19 protein-coding genes are annotated in these 16,984 nt (G+C 70.0%); 7 read left to right on the forward strand and 12 right to left on the reverse strand.

The annotated features are described in order from the left end of the window. The first annotated feature begins 180 nt into the window (after nt 1-180). From VI123_RS02255 to VI123_RS02270, 4 genes are all read left to right on the forward strand, one after another. On the forward strand, nt 181-741 hold the full coding sequence (locus VI123_RS02255) for a sugar O-acetyltransferase (RefSeq protein ID WP_336336449.1): 561 nt from the start codon (nt 181-183) through the stop codon (nt 739-741). Between the two features lie 67 nt (nt 742-808). Beyond that, complete coding sequence (locus VI123_RS02260) at nt 809-1,144, forward strand: thioredoxin family protein (protein WP_336336450.1); 336 nt, start codon at nt 809-811, stop codon at nt 1,142-1,144. 58 nt (nt 1,145-1,202) lie between these two features. Beyond that, nucleotides 1,203-1,967 (forward strand): hypothetical protein, encoded by a 765-nt coding sequence (locus VI123_RS02265; protein WP_336336451.1) that lies wholly within the window; start codon nt 1,203-1,205, stop codon nt 1,965-1,967. A gap of 72 nt (nt 1,968-2,039) precedes the next feature. Continuing rightward, the gene (locus VI123_RS02270) at nt 2,040-2,558 is read left to right on the forward strand and encodes an HPP family protein (RefSeq protein ID WP_336336452.1); all 519 of its coding nucleotides are present in this window, start codon (nt 2,040-2,042) and stop codon (nt 2,556-2,558) included. Nucleotides 2,559-2,562: 4 nt separating this feature from the next. Here the strand turns inward: VI123_RS02270 and VI123_RS02275 are convergent, their stop codons facing one another. Next, nucleotides 2,563-3,000, reverse strand: coding sequence for a universal stress protein (locus tag VI123_RS02275; protein WP_336336453.1), 438 nt, complete (start codon nt 2,998-3,000; stop codon nt 2,563-2,565). A gap of 4 nt (nt 3,001-3,004) precedes the next feature. Continuing rightward, nucleotides 3,005-4,099 carry a sulfite exporter TauE/SafE family protein gene (locus VI123_RS02280; protein ID WP_336336454.1) on the reverse strand — a complete coding sequence of 365 codons (1,095 nt, stop codon included), beginning with the start codon at nt 4,097-4,099 and terminating at the stop codon, nt 3,005-3,007. A 165-nt stretch (nt 4,100-4,264) separates the two neighbouring features. Here VI123_RS02280 and VI123_RS02285 point away from each other — a divergent pair, with 165 nt between their 5' ends. Continuing rightward, the gene (locus tag VI123_RS02285; RefSeq protein ID WP_336336455.1) at nt 4,265-4,435 is read left to right on the forward strand and encodes a hypothetical protein; all 171 of its coding nucleotides are present in this window, start codon (nt 4,265-4,267) and stop codon (nt 4,433-4,435) included. Nucleotides 4,436-4,489: 54 nt separating this feature from the next. Continuing rightward, the gene (gene ddh, locus VI123_RS02290; RefSeq protein ID WP_336336456.1) at nt 4,490-5,413 is read left to right on the forward strand and encodes a D-2-hydroxyacid dehydrogenase; all 924 of its coding nucleotides are present in this window, start codon (nt 4,490-4,492) and stop codon (nt 5,411-5,413) included. 15 nt (nt 5,414-5,428) lie between these two features. Here ddh and VI123_RS02295 read toward each other — a convergent pair whose 3' ends face one another. Further along, complete coding sequence (locus tag VI123_RS02295; protein WP_336336457.1) at nt 5,429-6,064, reverse strand: DsbA family oxidoreductase; 636 nt, start codon at nt 6,062-6,064, stop codon at nt 5,429-5,431. A 73-nt stretch (nt 6,065-6,137) separates the two neighbouring features. Further along, nucleotides 6,138-7,496, reverse strand: a complete 1,359-nt coding sequence (gene thiD / locus VI123_RS02300; RefSeq protein ID WP_336336458.1) for a bifunctional hydroxymethylpyrimidine kinase/phosphomethylpyrimidine kinase — start codon at nt 7,494-7,496, stop codon at nt 6,138-6,140. A 147-nt stretch (nt 7,497-7,643) separates the two neighbouring features. Between thiD and VI123_RS02305 the strand changes: the two genes are divergently transcribed. Next, nucleotides 7,644-7,808, forward strand: coding sequence for a DUF7331 family protein (locus VI123_RS02305; RefSeq protein WP_336336459.1), 165 nt, complete (start codon nt 7,644-7,646; stop codon nt 7,806-7,808). A gap of 5 nt (nt 7,809-7,813) precedes the next feature. Here the strand turns inward: VI123_RS02305 and VI123_RS02310 are convergent, their stop codons facing one another. The 8 genes from VI123_RS02310 to VI123_RS02345 form a co-directional block, all read right to left on the reverse strand. Then, nucleotides 7,814-8,686 (reverse strand): EamA family transporter, encoded by an 873-nt coding sequence (locus tag VI123_RS02310; protein ID WP_407066972.1) that lies wholly within the window; start codon nt 8,684-8,686, stop codon nt 7,814-7,816. A gap of 38 nt (nt 8,687-8,724) precedes the next feature. Further along, nucleotides 8,725-11,013 (reverse strand): CARDB domain-containing protein, encoded by a 2,289-nt coding sequence (locus tag VI123_RS02315; protein WP_336336461.1) that lies wholly within the window; start codon nt 11,011-11,013, stop codon nt 8,725-8,727. A 207-nt stretch (nt 11,014-11,220) separates the two neighbouring features. Next, on the reverse strand, nt 11,221-11,514 hold the full coding sequence (gene yciH, locus VI123_RS02320) for a stress response translation initiation inhibitor YciH (protein ID WP_004516073.1): 294 nt from the start codon (nt 11,512-11,514) through the stop codon (nt 11,221-11,223). Nucleotides 11,515-11,558: 44 nt separating this feature from the next. Next, on the reverse strand, nt 11,559-13,778 hold the full coding sequence (locus VI123_RS02325; RefSeq protein WP_336336462.1) for a transglutaminase TgpA family protein: 2,220 nt from the start codon (nt 13,776-13,778) through the stop codon (nt 11,559-11,561). Next, nucleotides 13,775-14,749, reverse strand: a complete 975-nt coding sequence (locus tag VI123_RS02330) for a DUF58 domain-containing protein (RefSeq protein ID WP_336336463.1) — start codon at nt 14,747-14,749, stop codon at nt 13,775-13,777. Before VI123_RS02330 ends, VI123_RS02325 begins: the two co-directional genes overlap by 4 nt. Continuing rightward, on the reverse strand, nt 14,746-15,705 hold the full coding sequence (locus tag VI123_RS02335; RefSeq protein WP_336336464.1) for an AAA family ATPase: 960 nt from the start codon (nt 15,703-15,705) through the stop codon (nt 14,746-14,748). Before VI123_RS02335 ends, VI123_RS02330 begins: the two co-directional genes overlap by 4 nt. Before the next feature lie 193 nt (nt 15,706-15,898). Continuing rightward, nucleotides 15,899-16,234 carry a DUF7573 domain-containing protein gene (locus VI123_RS02340; RefSeq protein WP_336336465.1) on the reverse strand — a complete coding sequence of 112 codons (336 nt, stop codon included), beginning with the start codon at nt 16,232-16,234 and terminating at the stop codon, nt 15,899-15,901. Between the two features lie 57 nt (nt 16,235-16,291). Beyond that, a complete protein-coding gene (locus VI123_RS02345; RefSeq protein ID WP_336336466.1) occupies nt 16,292-16,975 on the reverse strand; it encodes a class I SAM-dependent methyltransferase in 684 nt (227 codons plus the stop codon). Between the last annotated feature and the right edge of the window lie 9 nt (nt 16,976-16,984).

A 16,984-nucleotide genomic window follows, 5' to 3' on the forward strand; every position in this document is an offset into this window, starting at 1 on the left:
CAGTCCCACCCGAAACTGGTTGTTCAGCCGGCATGGACGGGACTTTTCGGCTGTTCGCACCACAATCGTCTCGAAACCACCGCCAATCGGTGACCCCAACGCCTCTTACCCCGGCGGTCGGACGGTCCGGTATGTCTGCACCGCGGTCCACAGTAGCTCACTCCCGGGAGGGGACGCTGCGTGCCCACTGAACGCGAGAAGATGCTCGCGGGCGAGCGCTACGACCCGAGCGACCCCGCCCTCGTCGCCGCTCGCGAGCGCGCCAACGAACTCACCCGCGAGTACAACGAGACCGATCCGGCCGACGCCGCCGCGAGACGCGACCTCCTCGCGGATCTGTTCGGCACCGTCGGCGCGGACCCGCACGTCGAGCCACCCTTTCGGTGTGACTACGGCGAGAACATCCACGTCGGGGACGGCTTCTACGCGAACTTCGACTGCGTCGTGCTGGACGTGTGCCGGGTCGAGGTCGGCGACGACTGCCTGCTCGGGCCGGGTGTCCACATCTACACCGCGACCCACCCGCTCGCCCCGGATGAGCGGCGCAGCGGGGCCGAGTACGGGAAGCCGGTGACTATCGGCGACAACGTCTGGGTCGGCGGGCAGGCCGTCATCAATCCGGGCGTCACAATCGGCGACGACGCCGTCGTCGCCTCCGGCGCGGTCGTCACCGACGACGTGCCGGCCGGCGTCGTCGTCCAGGGGAACCCCGCCTCTGTCGTTCGGGAACTCGACGAGTGAGGCCGCTGTCGCCGCGGTCGCGCCTCCCCGGCGCGGGGTTCTTCGCGCTGTGGCACGTACCGCCTGTATGGACGCGACAACCGACCGCGGCGTTCAGACGGTCGAGACGCGCGACGAACTCGACGACGTGGTGGCGACGGCCGACCGCGCGCTGGTGATGGTCCGGACGACCGGCTGTACCATCTGCAAGTCGATGGAGCCGATACTCGACATCGCCGCGAAGGCGACCGACGCCGCGGTGGTCGTGTTCAACCCGGAGACCGACCTCGACGCCGTCGCGGCCTTCGGCGTCCGGAGCGTTCCCACGTTCCTGCTGTTTGCCGACGGGGACCTCGTCGACCGCCGCGCCGACGGGTTCGTGCCGGCCGAGGACCTGATACAGTTCGTCGAGACGGGGCCGTAGGGATGCCCTGTCACACCCCGACAACACTTTTGCCCCCGCTCGTCGAAGCGGTCCGTCGATGGCCCTCCAAATCGGCTCCGCCCTCGAAGAGGCGGGGTACCGGCTGTTCAGTCGTACCGGCGCGATACTGCTCGGGGCGTTTCTCGCCCTGTTGCTAGGCTTTCAGGCACTGTTTAACACGATTTTAGCGACGGTCTACGCGAGGCTTGGGTACGGCGAACTCGGCGCGGCCCTGCCGCTCACGCTCGACATCCCGCTGTCGCTCGCCGGTGCCGGCGTCGTCGTCGGCTCCGTCGTCTCGCTGTATCTCACTATCGTCTCCTTCCGGACGTTCGTCGCCGAAGCCCGCGACGGGTTCCCCGACGGGGCGTTCACGCGGAACGTCCCGCTGGCGATGGTGAACGTCCTGGTCGGCGGCCTCGTCTACGGCCTGCTCGTGTTCGTCGGGTCGCTCCTGCTCCTGATTCCGGGCATCTTCGCGTACGTCGTGTTCATCTTCATGATGCCGTACGTCATCGTCGAGGACCGGAACTTCGTCTCGGCGCTCAAGCAGAGCTACCGGCTGAGCGAGGGCAACCGCCTGGCGCTTTTCGGCCTGCTGTTCATCGTCGTCGCCGTCGCGGCGCTGGTCGGTGGAGTCGTCGGCCTGGTCGGCGCGCTGGCACTGCCGGGCCCGGCCTCGCAGCTGCCGACCGTCGTCATCCAGCCGCTGGTGTCGCTGTACAGCACCGCGGTCATCGCGGTCGCGTTCGAGCAACTCCGCGGGACCGACGGGGCCGCCCCGTCAGCCCCGAGCGGGGACGGCACGCCGACGACGGTCTGACGGCGTCGCCTGCCGGCCCGCGACGGTGGCGGACCGTGACTGTCTTGCCTATCCGGTTTCCTACCGGGAGCAATGCGACGGCATCGGGTCGGGACGAGTCTGTACGCCGGCGTGTTGTTCGTCGTCCTCGGCGTGCTGGCGTGGGCGAGCGGCCAGCCGTTCGTCTTCCCCAGCCTCGGCCCCTCGGCGTTCGTCCTCGCGTTCCACCGGGACGGCGACCGGACGGGGCTGCCGAGCGTCGTCGCCAGCCACTTCATCGGCGGCCTCGCGGGGCTGGTCGCGTACGCCCTGCTGGCCGGCGGCGTCTCGCTGGTCGCGGACCCGACCGCGTTCTCGACGGCCGGCCTCCGTCTGGTCGCGAGCGCGACGCTATCGCTCGTCGTGACCAGTTGGGGGATGATTGCGACCGACACCGTCCACGCGCCGGCCTGTGCGACGACGCTCATCGTCTCCCTGGGACTGCTCTCGACGCCGCTGCAGGTCGCGGTCATCGTCGTCAGCGTCGGCGTCCTCGTCGCGTTCCACACGCTCGCGCTGTCCGCCTACCACCGAGCGACCGCGTCGTCACGACCGGCCCCGGTCGACGGCTGATCGGTCACTCCTCGGACAACTGGACGGTCAACACCGGCACCGGCGACTCCCGGACGACCGTCTCCGCGACGCTCCCGATGAGATAGTGGTCCAGTCCGGTCCGTCCGTGGGTCCCCATGACGACGAGGTCCGCCGGAATCTCCGTGACTGCGTCGACGATTTCGCTCTTCGGGACCCCCTCTCGCTGCGTGGTTTCGACCGACACGCCGTCGGGGAGCTCTGCGACGGTCGCCTCGATGGCCTCCGCGGCGCGCTCGCGCTCCGCGTCCAGCCAGGCATCGGCCGAGAGGCCGCTCGACGGACTCTCGAACCGGTTGCGGGTGTCGACGACCGAGAGCACGTGGACCGTCGCGTCGAACCGGCCCGCAATCGTTCCGGCGTGGCGCGCCGCCGCGCCGATACCGTCGCTGCCGTCGGTCGGGAGGAGCACCGTCTCGTACATCGGCTCAGACGCCTCCCGTCGCCATCAGGAACAGCGCGGCGGCGATGACTGCGAACAGCCCGCCGACGAACTTCTTGATGGTCCCGGTGTCCAGTGCGGTCGAGACGTACGGCGCTATTTGGCCGCCGGTGACGGTCGCGGGCACGGTCCAGACGACCATGTTCCACGGCGTCGACGCGAGGTCGATGGAGTGAGCGCCCGGGACGAGGCCGCCGCCGAAGACGTGGACCAGCGAGGCCAGGACCGCCGTCAGCGCCACGACGATGTGGTTCGTGCCGATGGCGACCCGGACGGGGACATCCGTTCGGAGCATCGAGATGATGCCCAGTTCGCCGACGCCGAAGCCGGCCAGTCCCTGGAAGACGCCGCCGATGCTGTAGTTGGCGAAGCGTTCGAGGTAGCCGCCGCGCGTGTAGCCGTAGTCGTTGCCGTCGCGGTCGACACGGGTGACCGCTCCGTCGTCGGCCGTCTCAACGCCGGCCGGCCCGAGCTTGTTCGCATCGTCGGGCAGGGTCCTGTCGCCGCCGTCGGCCGACACGTCGGGGTCGCTGTCGCCCGCCTCGCCCGGCTCCTCGTGGCCGAGGTCGGCCTTGAAAAGCAGGTACGACGCCGCAAGCAGTGCGATGCCCAGCAGCGCGTGAAACAGCGGCTCGGGGATGACAAACGACAGCAGCGCGCCCGCGACCACGAAGGGCACGCTCCCGACGACGAGGCTCAGCGCGAGCCGCCGGTCGACGAGCCCGTACTGGATGAACGCCAGCGCCGAACTGGAGAGGCCGAACGACTCGCTGATGAGGCCGACTTTCACCAGCGTCTCCGGGGTCAGCGTCTCCCCGGCGAGCACCGGGAAGACGAAGATGAGAAACGGGACGAACAGCGCCGACCCGCTGATACCGACCGTGTTGACGATGGTGGCACCGGTGACGAAGGCGATGCAGAGCCACCAGTACTCGAACCAGTAGTCGCTTCCCGCGTCCGCGGGCGTCGGCGCGGCGGTGTACACGCCGACGACGAACAGCAGCGGTGCCAGGAAGACGAAGACGTGCTGGTACTTGAGAAACCCCTTCTGGAGTCGACTAGACGGTGACGACGTTGTCATTGACGCGTGCGCACAGGATTGTGAACTATCGCTTAAAGCCCTTGTTGTCTGTATTTATACCAAAAATGATGGGGTTTAGCGCCGAAACGTCCGAAAGCGCACGACCCGTCCGCTGCCCTAATATCCCTAATATTTATTTCACAGGCCGTGGTAACACCTAGCGTCATGAGTTTTCCACAGGGACCGATGGAGTCGGGCGGCCGGTCGAGTTACGACGAAGACGCCAGCGACGCCGCTGACGGCGGGCTCTTCGGACCCCTGCGCCGCTTCTCGAAGCGGTGGTCCCGCCGCTACGTCGAGATGCGCGTCGACGCGCTCGCCAGCCGCCGGGACTGAGCGGTTCGGCCCGTTCCGGAAAAGGACTATACCGCCCCCGCCGCAGGGACGGGTATGGATATCGACAGCATCGCCGTCCACGAGTCGGTCGCGAAGGCCTGTCCGCCCGAGTCGATGGTCGCCGCGCTCCGGGGCGAGGTTCCCGTCGAGACTGTCGGCGACGACGCCGCTTTCGGTGCCGGTGACTGCGTCGTCACGTTCTCACCGCGGGACGCGTTTCTGGACGCCGCCTGGGTCCACGGCGTCCGCGCCGGCTACGACGAGTTCGACGTGGCCGCCTACGAGGCCGCCGGGACGGCGCTGACAAACAGCACCGGCATCCACGGCGACACCGTCCCGGAGACCGTCGTCGGCTACCTGACGGCGTTTGCCCGCCGGCTGCACGTCTACCGGGACCGCCAGGGCGACCGCGACTGGACCCACGAACCGTACGAAGCGCCGTTCACGCTGGCCGGCGAGCGGGTGTGCGTGGTCGGCCTGGGGACGATTGGCCAGGGCGTCGCCGACCGGGCGGCCGCGCTCGGGATGGATGTCGTCGGTGTCCGCCGCTCGGGCGACCCCGTAGAGAACGTCGAGCGCGTGTACACGCCCGACGAACTGGCCGCCGCCGTCGCCGACGCCCGCTTCGTCGTGCTGTGCTGTCCGCTCACCGAGGCGACCGAAGGGATGGTCGACGCCGCGCTCCTCGAAGCGATGCGGGACGACGGCTACCTCGTCAACGTCGCCCGGGGCCCCGTCGTCGTCGAAGACGCGCTGCTGGCCGCGCTCGAGGAGGGGTCGGTCGCGGGGGCGGCTCTCGACGCCCACTGGGCGGAACCGCTGCCGGAAACGCACCCGCTCTGGGACCACGAGTCGGTCATCGTGACGCCACACGTCGCCGCATTCACGAACCGGTACCACGAGGACGTCGCGGCCCTCGTCCGGGAGAACCTCGACCGGACCGCCCGCGGCGAGTCGCTCCGGAACCGCGTCGCCTGAGCTCCTAACGGCCGGTCAGGTGCCTTCGACCAGCCGCTCTAGCTGCTCGGGCGGGACCGCGCCGCGGGCGGCGTGGCCGTCGTAGGCGAACGTCGGGACGCCGGTGACGCCCTGGCGCTTGGCCGCCGTGAACTGCTCGCGGACCTCGGACCGGAGGGCGTCGTCGTCGAGCGCCGACCGGATTTCCCCGCCCTCGACGCCCGCGTCCTCGGCCAGGTCGACCAGCAGGTCCGCGTCCCCGATGTCCCGGCCGTCCTGCCACAGCGCGTCGAAGACGGCCACGTCGAAGGCCAGCCACGTCTCGTAGTCGTAGTGCTCCTTGACGTAGTAGGAGGCGACCTGAGCTGGCAGGGAGTCGATGTCGGTGGCGATGTCCAGGTCCATCTCCACGCCGTACTTCTCCTGGAGCCGTCGCACGCCCTGTTTGGCCTGCTCGTAGTAGTCCTCGTCCTTGCCGTCGTCGACGGAGTGGTCGATGGTGCCGTCGGGGTTTCGCTTCCCGCTCCGGAGGTCGAAGGGATGCCAGTCAATCTCCAGTTCGTCTTCGCGCGTCGACTGGTACTGCCTGAGCGACTCGCGTCCGAGGTAACAGAACGGGCAGACGTAGTCCGAGAAGACCGTAATCCGCTCGCTCGACTGTGTCTCACTCATACGCTCGGATATGCGTCGCTCGGGGTTAAACGCAGCCACCGTCTGTGTCGGACCGGCGCACGACCGACCTTCGCTACGCCTCGGCGTCGACGGCCGCGTGGACCGTCTCGACGCGCGAGACGAGGTCGTCGTCGGTCGCCCCGAACAGCAGCGCGCGCCCGTCGATACCCACGCCCTCGCGGCCGACGACGGCCACGAGCGGGTCGTTGCTGGCCCCGAACGCACGGTCGACTCCCCAACGGGCCGCGGCGTCGGCGACCCCGTCCGGTCGCTCGTCCGGGTCGTACGCGGCGACCGGGCCGTCGAGCGAGTCCAGCGCGGCCTCGACGGCGCCGGTCAGCCGGCAGTCGGCCACGAACCGGAGCGCGGGGTCGTGCTCCCGGGCGGCAAGCAGGGCACGGGCTCCCGTCGTCGACGCGCCGAAACGGACGCCGCGGTTCGGCCGGACGCCGTCCACCGTGCGGGCGATGCGGCCCTCGACGGCGGCGACCGCGTCCGGCGTCTCCGCGTACGGCGTCGCGCCGGCGACGGTCAGCCCGCGGTCGGGGACCAGCGGCGACACGTCCGCCTCGACCAGCGCCGACACGGCTCGTTCGACGGCCTCGCTCGTCGGCCCCCGCGCGGCGTCGTCGCGCGTCTCGACGAGGTGGTGGACCGCCCCCGGGCCGTCGCCCACGTCGACGTTGTACCGGACCGCGCTCGCGAGCAGGTCGATGCCGTTCCCGACCGCCGCCGACAGGGCCTCGCCCTGTGCCAACCGCGTCGCAATCGCCGAGGAGAGCGTACAGCCGGAGCCGTGGGTGGCCTCAGTGTCGACGCGGTCGTGGCGGAACGTCGTCACCCCGTCCCCGGTCACGAGGGTGTCGACGACGGCCGCGCCCGGGACGTGGCCCCCCTTCACGAGCGCGCTGTCGGCCCCCATCTCGACGAGGTCCCGCCCCGCCCGCCGCGCGGCCTCGGGGTCGTCGACCTCGTGGCCGGTCAGGACCGCGGCCTCGTCGGCGTTCGGCGTGACGACCGCCGCTTCGGCGATGAGGGCCTCGTAGGCGTCCTCCGCCTCGGGTGCCAGGAGCCGGTCGCCCGAGGTCGCCACCATCACCGGGTCGACGACGAGGTTCGGCAGGTCGGTGGCGTGGTCGACGACCAGGTCGACGACCTCGCTGGCCGCGAGCATTCCCGTCTTGACCGCCGCTACGTCGAAGTCGTCCACGACGGCCGCTATCTGGGCCTCGATTTCCCCGACCGGAAGCAGGTGCTGGCTCTGTACCCCCGTCGTGTTCTGCGCCGTGACGCTCGTTATCGCGCTGGTCCCGAAGCCCCCACAGGCCTCGATGGTCTTGAGGTCGGCCTGGATACCGGCCCCGCCGCCGGAGTCGCTGCCGGCGACGGTCAACACGACTGGCGGCGTCACTGGTGAGTCCGCTCGCGTCATGTTCGCTGGCTCCACCGGCGACTACATATCGGTGCTGATATCACAACTGGATTCTACCACAATCGAATCCTAGTATGCTAATAATACTCCATATCACATTCGAGAAAGGCTTATGTAGCGCTGTGTCGGATGTGCCCTCGTACCACAATGGAACCAGCGTCGCGCGATACTACCGACTCCGACGAGCAGTACGGCAGCTTCACCACCGGCGGCGGCGACGTCGTCGTCTACGACACGGAGAACCCGACCGCGTGGCTCCAGTCGAGCTACGCGGTACAGGTCGGCTGCTCTCCGGAGCGAAACTCGGCCTGAGACTTCTACCCGACCGATATCATCGCGATACCGACGATAGCCAGCCCCGCGGCGGCCAGCCGCGCCCGGAAGTGCGACTCGTCGAGGAGGACGGCCCCTAGAACGACGGCGACGATGGCCTGGCCGTTGACGATGGGCGAGACGATACTCGCCGGGAGCTGCTGGAAGGACAGCAACACGATGTGGTTCGCGTAGGCGACGAACAGCGACGCGACGACGAACTTCGGGAGGTCCGCGCGCCACCCCGACGGGACTTGGTACCGGAACGAAAGCGGCGTCATCAGCGCGGCGATGCCGACGGCCATCACCGGGATGTAGGTCGTCGGCGCGATGGCCAGTTCCTGCATCAACACCCGCTTGCCGACGTCCACGAACGCGAACGACGCGGCCGACAGCAGCGCCAGCTGGGCGGGCCGTGACTGCCAGGCCCGTTCCAGCGGTGCCAGCAGCGCCGTCCCCTGCCAGTTGGCGACGTAGACCGCGGTGGTCGCCACGGCGACGCCGCCGACCTGCAGGGGCGTGAGGTGCTGGCCGAGCAGGCCGACCTCCAGGGGCAACACGAACACGGGGACGAGCTTGCTGATGGGGGAGACGTAGGAGACTTCGCCGACGCGAATCGCCCGAAAGAGGGTGAGCAACCCCACTGCCGTCACGCCCGTCACGGCGAGCACCGACGCGAGGACGTTGGCGCGGTTGCCCGCGGGGAGGAACGGCTCGCCGCTGACGAAGACGAACGGGAGGTACACGACGGGGACCAGGCTGTAGGTAATCAACAGGAACACCGGCGACGGGTACTCGGTGAACCACCGCTTCATGACGAACAGGTACACACCGAACACCAGCGCCGACAGGACGGCGTAGGCGATTCCGACGTTCACGGTTGACAACGACCGGCCGACGCTGATAACTGTTCCTGTCAGGGCTCGCGCCGTCGGGCGAGCAGGGCCGCGAGCAGGGCCGCGAGCAGGGCCGCGAGGGCCGAGAAGCCGTCGCCCGTTCCGCCGGTGGTCCGCGCCTCCGTGGTCGTCGGCGTCCGTGTCGGTTCGGCCGTCCCCGTCGAGACGGTCACGTCGACCGCCATCGTGGTCTGGCCGTCACCCGCCGACAGCGAGACGGTTCCGGGGTCGTCGAGGGTGACCGTTCGAACGACCGTCCTCGTCGTCTGTGGCGGGAGGTACAGCCGCTGTTCGGCGAACACGACGCCGTCCCGGCGGAACACGACCGCCGCCGTTCCGGGGATGTCGTGTTGGTTTGCGACGGTCGCGGCCACGTCGACCCTGCCGCCCTGCCCGAGTTCGCGCGGACTAGCGCTGACGCCGGTCACGCTGGCCGCCGCCGGGTCCGAGACGACGACCGTGACGGTGTCGCCGTCGACGCTGACCACGTACCGGCCGGGGGCGGCGAACGTGTGTGTCAGCTCGACCTCGGTCCGCTCGCCCGCGTCGAGCCGGCCCTGTCGCGCCGCGACGACGGTGCCGTTGACCGCGAGCGTCGCGTTGTACGCCCCCGCCTCGCCGCCGGCGTTCTCGACGACCGCGTTGACGGCGAGCGTCTCGTTTCTCACCAGCCGAATCGGCTCGCTCCCGCCGACCGGCGCGTTCGACCGGTAGAGGCTATCCACGCGGTAGGCGGCATCGCGGTCCGGCGGCGGCAGACTGTACCCTATCCGGGCGGGAATCGAACCGAACAGCCGCCGGTGTGTCGTCTCGTTCCACATCGTCACCGCCGTCGCCGTCTCCGTCTCCGTCGCGGTCGCGTCCCGGACGCCCGGGCCGCCGGCGGCCTCGACCTCGGCGAGGAACTGCGACTGCGTGACCGGGTCGCGGTAGCCGTTCAGCGACTGGAACACGGTCTGGAGCGTCCGGTTGCGGCCGGTCGCCGAGCGGACGTGGACGTCGGCCCGCCCGGCGACCAGCGCGCCCTTCCTGTAGTTCGCGTCGTCCGTCCAGGTCGCCCGGTCCGTCAGCGCCACGTCGCTGTAGACCGGGCGGCCGCCCACCGCGAGCTGGGCCCGGAACTCGTCGAACCCGATTCGGTCCTGTTCCAGCGTCAGCGCGGCGGCGTAGTACGTCGCCCAGCCCTCGACCGTCCACCGGGTCCCCGGGGTCGTCTCGTAGGCCTGCCGGCTGTGGACGTACTCGTGGAGCCAGACGTTGTTGGCGGTGGCAAGCGACTGCCGGGACTGGACCCACATGTCCGCGTCGCCTATCTGGTACCCCTCGACACCCCAGTCGACGGCCTCGGACGGCGCAGCGACGACGAACACGTGCCTGTCACGGTCCCCGACCCGGAGCGCGTTCGACGCGTTCGTCATCGAGTCGAGGACGGAAATCGGCGAGGCCGCCATCGTCGCCCGCTCGGGCACGGCCAGCGTGAACGTCTGGTTGTGCGCCGTCTCCTCGAAAGTCGCTACCTCGCCGAGGTAGACGATTTCCTCGCCGGCCGCCCCCGGACCCGCCGTCCTGACCGTCCGGTTGTACCCGACCGGCTCCCGGCCGGTGTAGCGCCAGCGCGTCGGCGTCAGCGACCGGGTCAACAGCGCCCACTCGCCCGTGTCGACGCTGAGATACCGCCCCTCCGCGCCCTCCGGGCCGCTCTTCTCGATTGTCCGGTTCGGGTTGACGCGGTAGCTAATCGTCGCCGTCCCCGGCGTCTCGTCCCACTCGTAGGCGGACTCGTTGACGCGGTCGAACCCGTCGGTGCCGGTCACCGTCGCCGCCGCCGGGACGTGCGTCTCCAGGCCGACGACGCGGTCCGGGATGGCGTAGCTCAGCGTCACCGCGACTTCGCCCGGCTGGGACTGGACACGCGCGTAGGTCTGTGTCTGCCGGATTACGTCACCGCCGTCGGTTTGGGTCACGTTCGACGCGACAGTCCCCACGCTGGCGGCTGTCGCGGCCCCCGCACCGGTTGTGTCCCCCCGCCCCCGCGCCCGTCGCCGGTGCGTGTCGGCGCTTCCCGTCCGGACCGCTGGGTCGGTCGCCGCCGGTCGACCCGCTTCGACCGCCGCGCTGGCCGCCCCTCCCGTCGCTGTTCCGGCTCGTGGCGCACACTTCTCGCCGTCTAACCCGGCCGCCGTACCGGCGCTGGTCCCAGCCGCCGCGGCGCGGTCTGTGGCCGCTGCCGCCGGGAGCGGCGTGATTCCCCCACCGAGGAGAAGGACCACGAGTCCGACGGCCACCACCCGCCGGGGTAGAACGAACATTGCCAACAGTTATCGCCGCATGGTTGAAATAGTTGACCGCCAATCATGGGTTGTGGTATCACGAAACAACTGCTGTCTCGGGCGGTCGCACCCGAAACTTCACACGACGGCAGCAATTCGGTCGGCCGTATGCGACGCCTACTGCCGGTCGGAACACAGCAGTCGCTCGCCACGGCGCTTCCACGAGAACCGTTGCCAGTCAGGAGTTCAGGCGACGTTGAAACCTTTGTCGCGGAGGAAATCCTCGACGCGGCCCGTGTGATTGCCCTGGAGCTCTATCTGCCCGTCCTCGACGGTGCCACCGCAGGCGAACTTCGATTTGAGGTCCGAGGACAGCGAGTCCATGTCGACGTCTTTCGGGTCGAATCCCTCGATAATCGTTACCTCCTTCCCGTAACGGCGCTCGTCGATGCGGATGTTAATCTCCTGGGACTCCTTAGCGACGTCCTCGCAGACGCAGAGCTCCTCAGGCAGCCCGCACGTCGAGCAGACTTCCGACATTACAATCGCGCCTACGAACACGACCTATTAAACACTGTCGGGGCCTACCGGTCGGAGACGACCCCATCGGCGATTTCGACGGCCTCGTCGGCCATCGCCTCGCTTGCCTCGCCGCCGTACCGGACCCGCTCCCGTAGCGTCGCCAGCTGGCGGACCCGGTCGTCGGCCCCGATCGCGTCGAGATACGCCCGCACAGTCTCGCCGTTCCTGCGGCGGCGGTGCTCGTCGGCGAGGACGTACATCGCCCGCTGGAACGCCCGCTCGATGTCGGTCTCGGGGTCCACGCGGCGCTGGTAGCGGAGCCACACCGCCCGGTAGGCCCGCTCGCTGAGGCCCGACCGGCGTGCGCCCGCCGCGATGCCCAGCAAGGCGACGACGCCGAGGGTCACCTCCTCACGGGAGGGCAGTGGCGGCAAGCTCAGCCCGTCACTGTCCTCCGAGTCCGTGGCGGTCTCCGTCGCCGTGTCGGTCCCCGTGGCCGTCGGCGTCGCGGTCGGCTCCGTCTCGGTCCCGTTGGTCTCGGTCAGCGGCGCGGGCGTCGACGTGGCCGGCGGCGTGTACTCCTCCACCGGGACGCCGTCCCCGACGGTGGGTGCCGACCCGTCCGAACTCGCCTCCTCGATGCGCTGCTGTCTGACCTGCTCGCGCGGCCCGGACGGCGTCGGGTCGAACTGCACCCACCCCTGGCCGGGGAAGTACACCTCGACCCAGGCGTGGGAGTTGAGCCCGCGGACGACCCACCGGTCCTCGTCGATGCGCTGGCCGGACGTGTAGCCGACGGTCATGCGCGCCGGAATTCCCTGGGTCCGGAGCATCGTCACCATCGTCGTGGCGAAGTAGACGCAGTACCCCTCGTCCATCTCGAAGAGGAAGGCGTCGGCGACGTTGAACCCCGGACGGTCGACGTCCAGCGAGTAGCCCTTGTTTTCCTGTAACCACCGCTCGACGACCAGCGCCGTCTCGTAGGGGTTCTCGGCGTTCGCGGTGAGGATGGCCGTCCGCTCGGCGACCCGGTCCGGCGTGCTGTCGGGGAGCTGGGTGTACAGCTCCGCGGTCGCGTCGTCGTAGTCGGTCCCGGCCCCGCGCAGCCCGGCGGGCGTCGCTACCAGCAGTTCGCTCCGGACCTGATAGCCGTCGCCCGCCGCCAGCGTGTCGTCCGGCTGGAACCCGCCTTCGCTGGAGACCGACACGGACGGGTCCCCGGCGTACTCGACCGGTTTCCAGGCGGCCGGGACGGTCCCGATGGTCGACTCCGCCCGGAACTCCTGGCGGAGCGTCCGGGTCTCGCCGGGCGGGCCGTCGAGGCGCTGGCCGTCGTACGGACCGGGGCTCCCCGTCCGCACCCACCCGTCGCCGGTGTAGCGGTCGTAGGCGGTGACCCGCCAGTAGCGCGGCTCCTCGCTCTCGACCGTGTACCGTATCTCCGGCGTCAGCGAGATGCTCCCCTGTACCGAGAGCGACTCCCCGGCGTCGAAGAGGCTCCCCTCGACGGTCCGCCCCTCCGACCCGTCGTCGTACGACAGCGAACTGCCGCGGGTGAACGGCACCCGTGACAGCGCTGCCGGGACGACGATTATCGCCGCCAGCTGCTCGAGGACGGCGCGCCGCCCGGCGTCGATGCCCTCGCTGTCGCCGTCGGCCTGCTCCGTCCCGTCGGTGCCGGGCATCGCGTCGGGGCGTTTCGCCGGGTCCGCCGGCTCGTCCGCCGACAGCGTATCGAGGTTCCCGAAACCGATTGTCGCCGCGATGCCGACCACGCCCAGCAGCGTCGTCACCACGCCGGCGTCGGTCGTCAGGGCGAAGAACGCGAGCGCCGTGCCGGCCGCCACCGTCGCCGTCACGTACCAGCGCCGCAAGGCGAAGTACCACGTCAGGAACACCGGTGCCGGCGCGAACGACAGCACCCACAGCCTGACCTCGGCTATCTGGAGCAGCGACCGCCCGGTCAGCAGGGCGGCGGTGTCGGCGAGCAGTTCCGTCACCGCCGGGTCCGTCGAGAGGTTCAGTATGTACGCGCCGAGGCCGCCGGCGAACAGCGCCGCGCCGACGCCGACCGCGAGCGTCGGCCTGAGCACGCGGGCCAGTAGCGTCGCGCCGACGAGCGAGAGCGCGGCCAGCGCCAAGAACAGGGTTGGGTCGCCGACCACGTCGCTGAGATAGAACATCGTCCGCAGCGGCGCGCCGATGGCCAGCGCCGCCGCGAACAGCGCCAGTAGCCGCGACCCGTTCCAGGCCCGGACCCGTTCCGCGACGGCGGCACTCATCCGCCTACCTCGCCCGCGAGGGGGTTGTCCCGGCTGGCGGTCACGTCGGCGAAGGGCCGGCGGCGGCCGTCGACCGACACCGTGACGCCCTCGTCGCCGGCCGTGACCACCACGTCGGCGGCGTCGGCTCGGTCGGTCCGGCCCGCGTCGGCCCGGGCCAGCAGCTCCAGCAGCCGCGTCCGGTGGGTGTCGCCGTACCCCTGCTCGACCGCGCCGTTCGGGACGGCGAGTTCGACCGCGAGCCCGCTCTCCAGCGCGGCCGTGGTGAGAGTCGCCGCCGCGGCGGCCATCTCGTCGGCGTGGCCGCGCTCGGCTTCCGCGACGACGAGGACGCTCCTGTCGCTCCGGCTGTCGGCGAACTCCTTGACGAGCAGGTCCTCACGCTTGGCGCTCGACTTCCAGTGGACGTCCCGCAGCGAGTCGCCGCTGACGTACTCCCGCAGCCGGTCGAAGGCCTGCCGGTCCTCGCTCTCCGGCGTGAACGTCCGCGCGAACGCGTCGGTCCCGCCAAGCCGGTAGACCGAGGGGTACACGAGCACGTCGGTCGTGCTGATGATGGTGTACCGCTCCGCGACCAGCCCCAGCGCGTCCGTCAGCGTCACGTCGACGGGGCCGGCCCGCTGCTCGCCACGGCTCGTGTAGGTGGCCCGGTAGGTCACCGTCGCCGGCAGGGACTTCCTGACCGTCGTCTCACCGTCTATGCCATCGGAGAGCCGGTCGGTGACCGTCGCGATGCCGCTACCGTCGACGCGGAACTCCACGGCCCTGCTCTCGCCGGGGAAGCCACGGCGGAGCCGGCCCCGCTCGACGGTCGGCGCGCCGCCCCAGCGGACCTGGACGGCGGCGGCGACCACGCCGACGAGCAGCGGGCCCGCGACGGCGGCGAGCCCGGGCTGGCCGAACCTCGCACTGACAAGGAGGGCGGCGATGGCGACGGCGAGGGCGGCGAACCCGCGTCGTGTCGGTCTCATTCGACGGAAACGGCGTCGAGTGCCTCCGCGACGAGCGCCCCGGCGTCCTGGTCGCTGCTCTCGGTGCGGATGCGGTGCGGGAGCACGACCGGCGCTTCCGTCTGGACGTCGTCGGGGACGACGTAACTGCGCCCTTCGAGCACGGCCCGGGCCTGTGCCGCCCGCAGCAGCGAGATGCTGCCCCGCGGGCTGACGCCCAGTTGCGCGTTCTCCCGCGTGTACCGCGCCAGCCGGGTCGCGTACGACCGGATGGGCTCCTTGACGGTCACGTCGGCGACCGTCTCCCGGGCGGCCGAGAGCGCTTCGAGGGTGGCGACCGAGGTGAGGTCCTCGATGGGGTGTTGCCCCACCACGTCGCCGAGCATCGCCGTCTCGGCCGCCTCGTCCGGGTAGCCCAGGTGCAGTTTCGTCATGAACCGGTCGAGTTCGGCCATCGGCAGGTCGTAGGCCCGGTTCTGCTCGACCGTGTTCTGCGTGGCGATGACGGTAAACGGCCGCGGGACGGGGTGGGTGGTCCCGTCGACCGACACCTGTTTCTCCTCCATCGCCTCAAGCAGCGCCGACTGGGTCTTCGGCGGCGCGCGGTTTATCTCGTCGCCGAGGACGACGTTGGCGAAGATGGGGCCGGGCCGGAACTCGAACTCCTGGGTCTTCTGGTTGAAGACGTTGACGCCGGTCACGTCGGTCGGGAGGAGGTCCGGCGTGAACTGGACGCGCTTGAACTCGCCGTCGAAGGAGGCTGCGACGGAGCGGGCGAGCATCGTCTTGCCGACGCCGGGCACGTCTTCCAGCAGGACGTGGCCGCGACCCAGCAAGGCGATGACGATGTGCTCGATGGCGTCGTGTTGCCCGACGATGACCTGTTCGACGTTCTCTATCACCTGGTTGGCGACGCGTGTGGCGTCGCGGCGGGGACTGTCCGACTGTTGACCGCGTGATGTGTCAGTGTCTGTCATAATCGCGCTCTCGTGGGACGACGCCTTGGCACGGGGACCGGCGAAGGTAGTGTCCCCTGTCGACCAGTAAGCGTCTCGTGTGGGTGCCACATGCTACGGGTCGTTCAGTGTGCCCGCGTCTACGGCGTGAGTGCATGTAACTCTGTGGATGCGTGAGAACGCCACACACCCGCTTAGCGGTCGATAGCGGGGTTCACCAGGACTTACAGGCGCCACAGACGAGGACGCCGCCCTGCGTCCACCGCCGCTCGACGACCTCGCCACAGTCGGCACAGGCCGCCCCTTCGGGCGACCACGCGTACGTCGTCACGGCCGGGTCGACCGCATCGGACGAGCCCTCCGCGTCGGCGTCCTCGCGGTCGGCCGTTCCGGCGCTTCCTTCGGCCGTCCCGCCGTCCTCCTCGCTCGCCGTCTCGCCGGTGGCCGCGGCTCCGTCGTCCTCGCTGTCCGGCGTCGAATCGCCGTGACCCTCGTCGCCGCTATCGGTGTCCGCGTCGAGGAAGTCCTCCAGCGAGGCGTCTTCGGCCATACGCCCTCCTCTTGGCTGCGACGACACAAATACCCTGTCGGTCGCCCCATCCGGCCGCTACTCGGTGGCGACGCCGACGGTCACCAGCGTGCCCAGCTCGCGGTACCGTTCGACCATCGCCTCGCGGGTCTCGAAGTCGTCGGTCGGGAACGCCGCCGCCGGCGGAATCTCCACCTCGCGGTCCGGGATGGTGTCCTGGCTGGCCACGGCCAGGCCCGCATCGCGGAACGCCCGACGGTACTCGTCGGCGCTCCAGCGCGTCATCTCGATGTCGATGAACTCCTGCCACTCGTGGGAGTGGACGTTCTCCTCGTAGTAGTTCACGGCGACGTGCGCGGTCCCGCCGGGCCGGAGGACGCGGGCGATTTCCGCCAGGGTGTGTGGCGGGTCGCTGGCGTAGTAGAACGCCTCCATCGAGAACACGTGGTCGATGCTGTCGGTCGCGAACGGCAGGGCGTCGAAGTCGCCCCGGAGGAACCCGATGCCGTCGTCGTCGGTGTACTCGCGGGCGTTCCGGAGCATCTCCGGCGACCCGTCCAGCCCGTAGCAGGGGCCGGCGTCGTTGGTGTCCCGCAGGGCCCGGAGCGCGTAGCCCGACCCCGTTCCCAGGTCCAGCACCGTCTCGCCCGGCTCGACCGGCATCCGGGCGAGGACGTGCTTGGCGGTGTGCCAGTGGCGGTCCTCCATCCCTCTGTCCTTGCCGTCGGCCGCCCACTCGTCGAACTCCTCGCGAACGCTCATATCTCGTGT

The organism is Haloarcula sp. DT43 (assembly GCF_037078405.1).
Lineage (GTDB): Archaea > Halobacteriota > Halobacteria > Halobacteriales > Haloarculaceae > Haloarcula > Haloarcula brevis.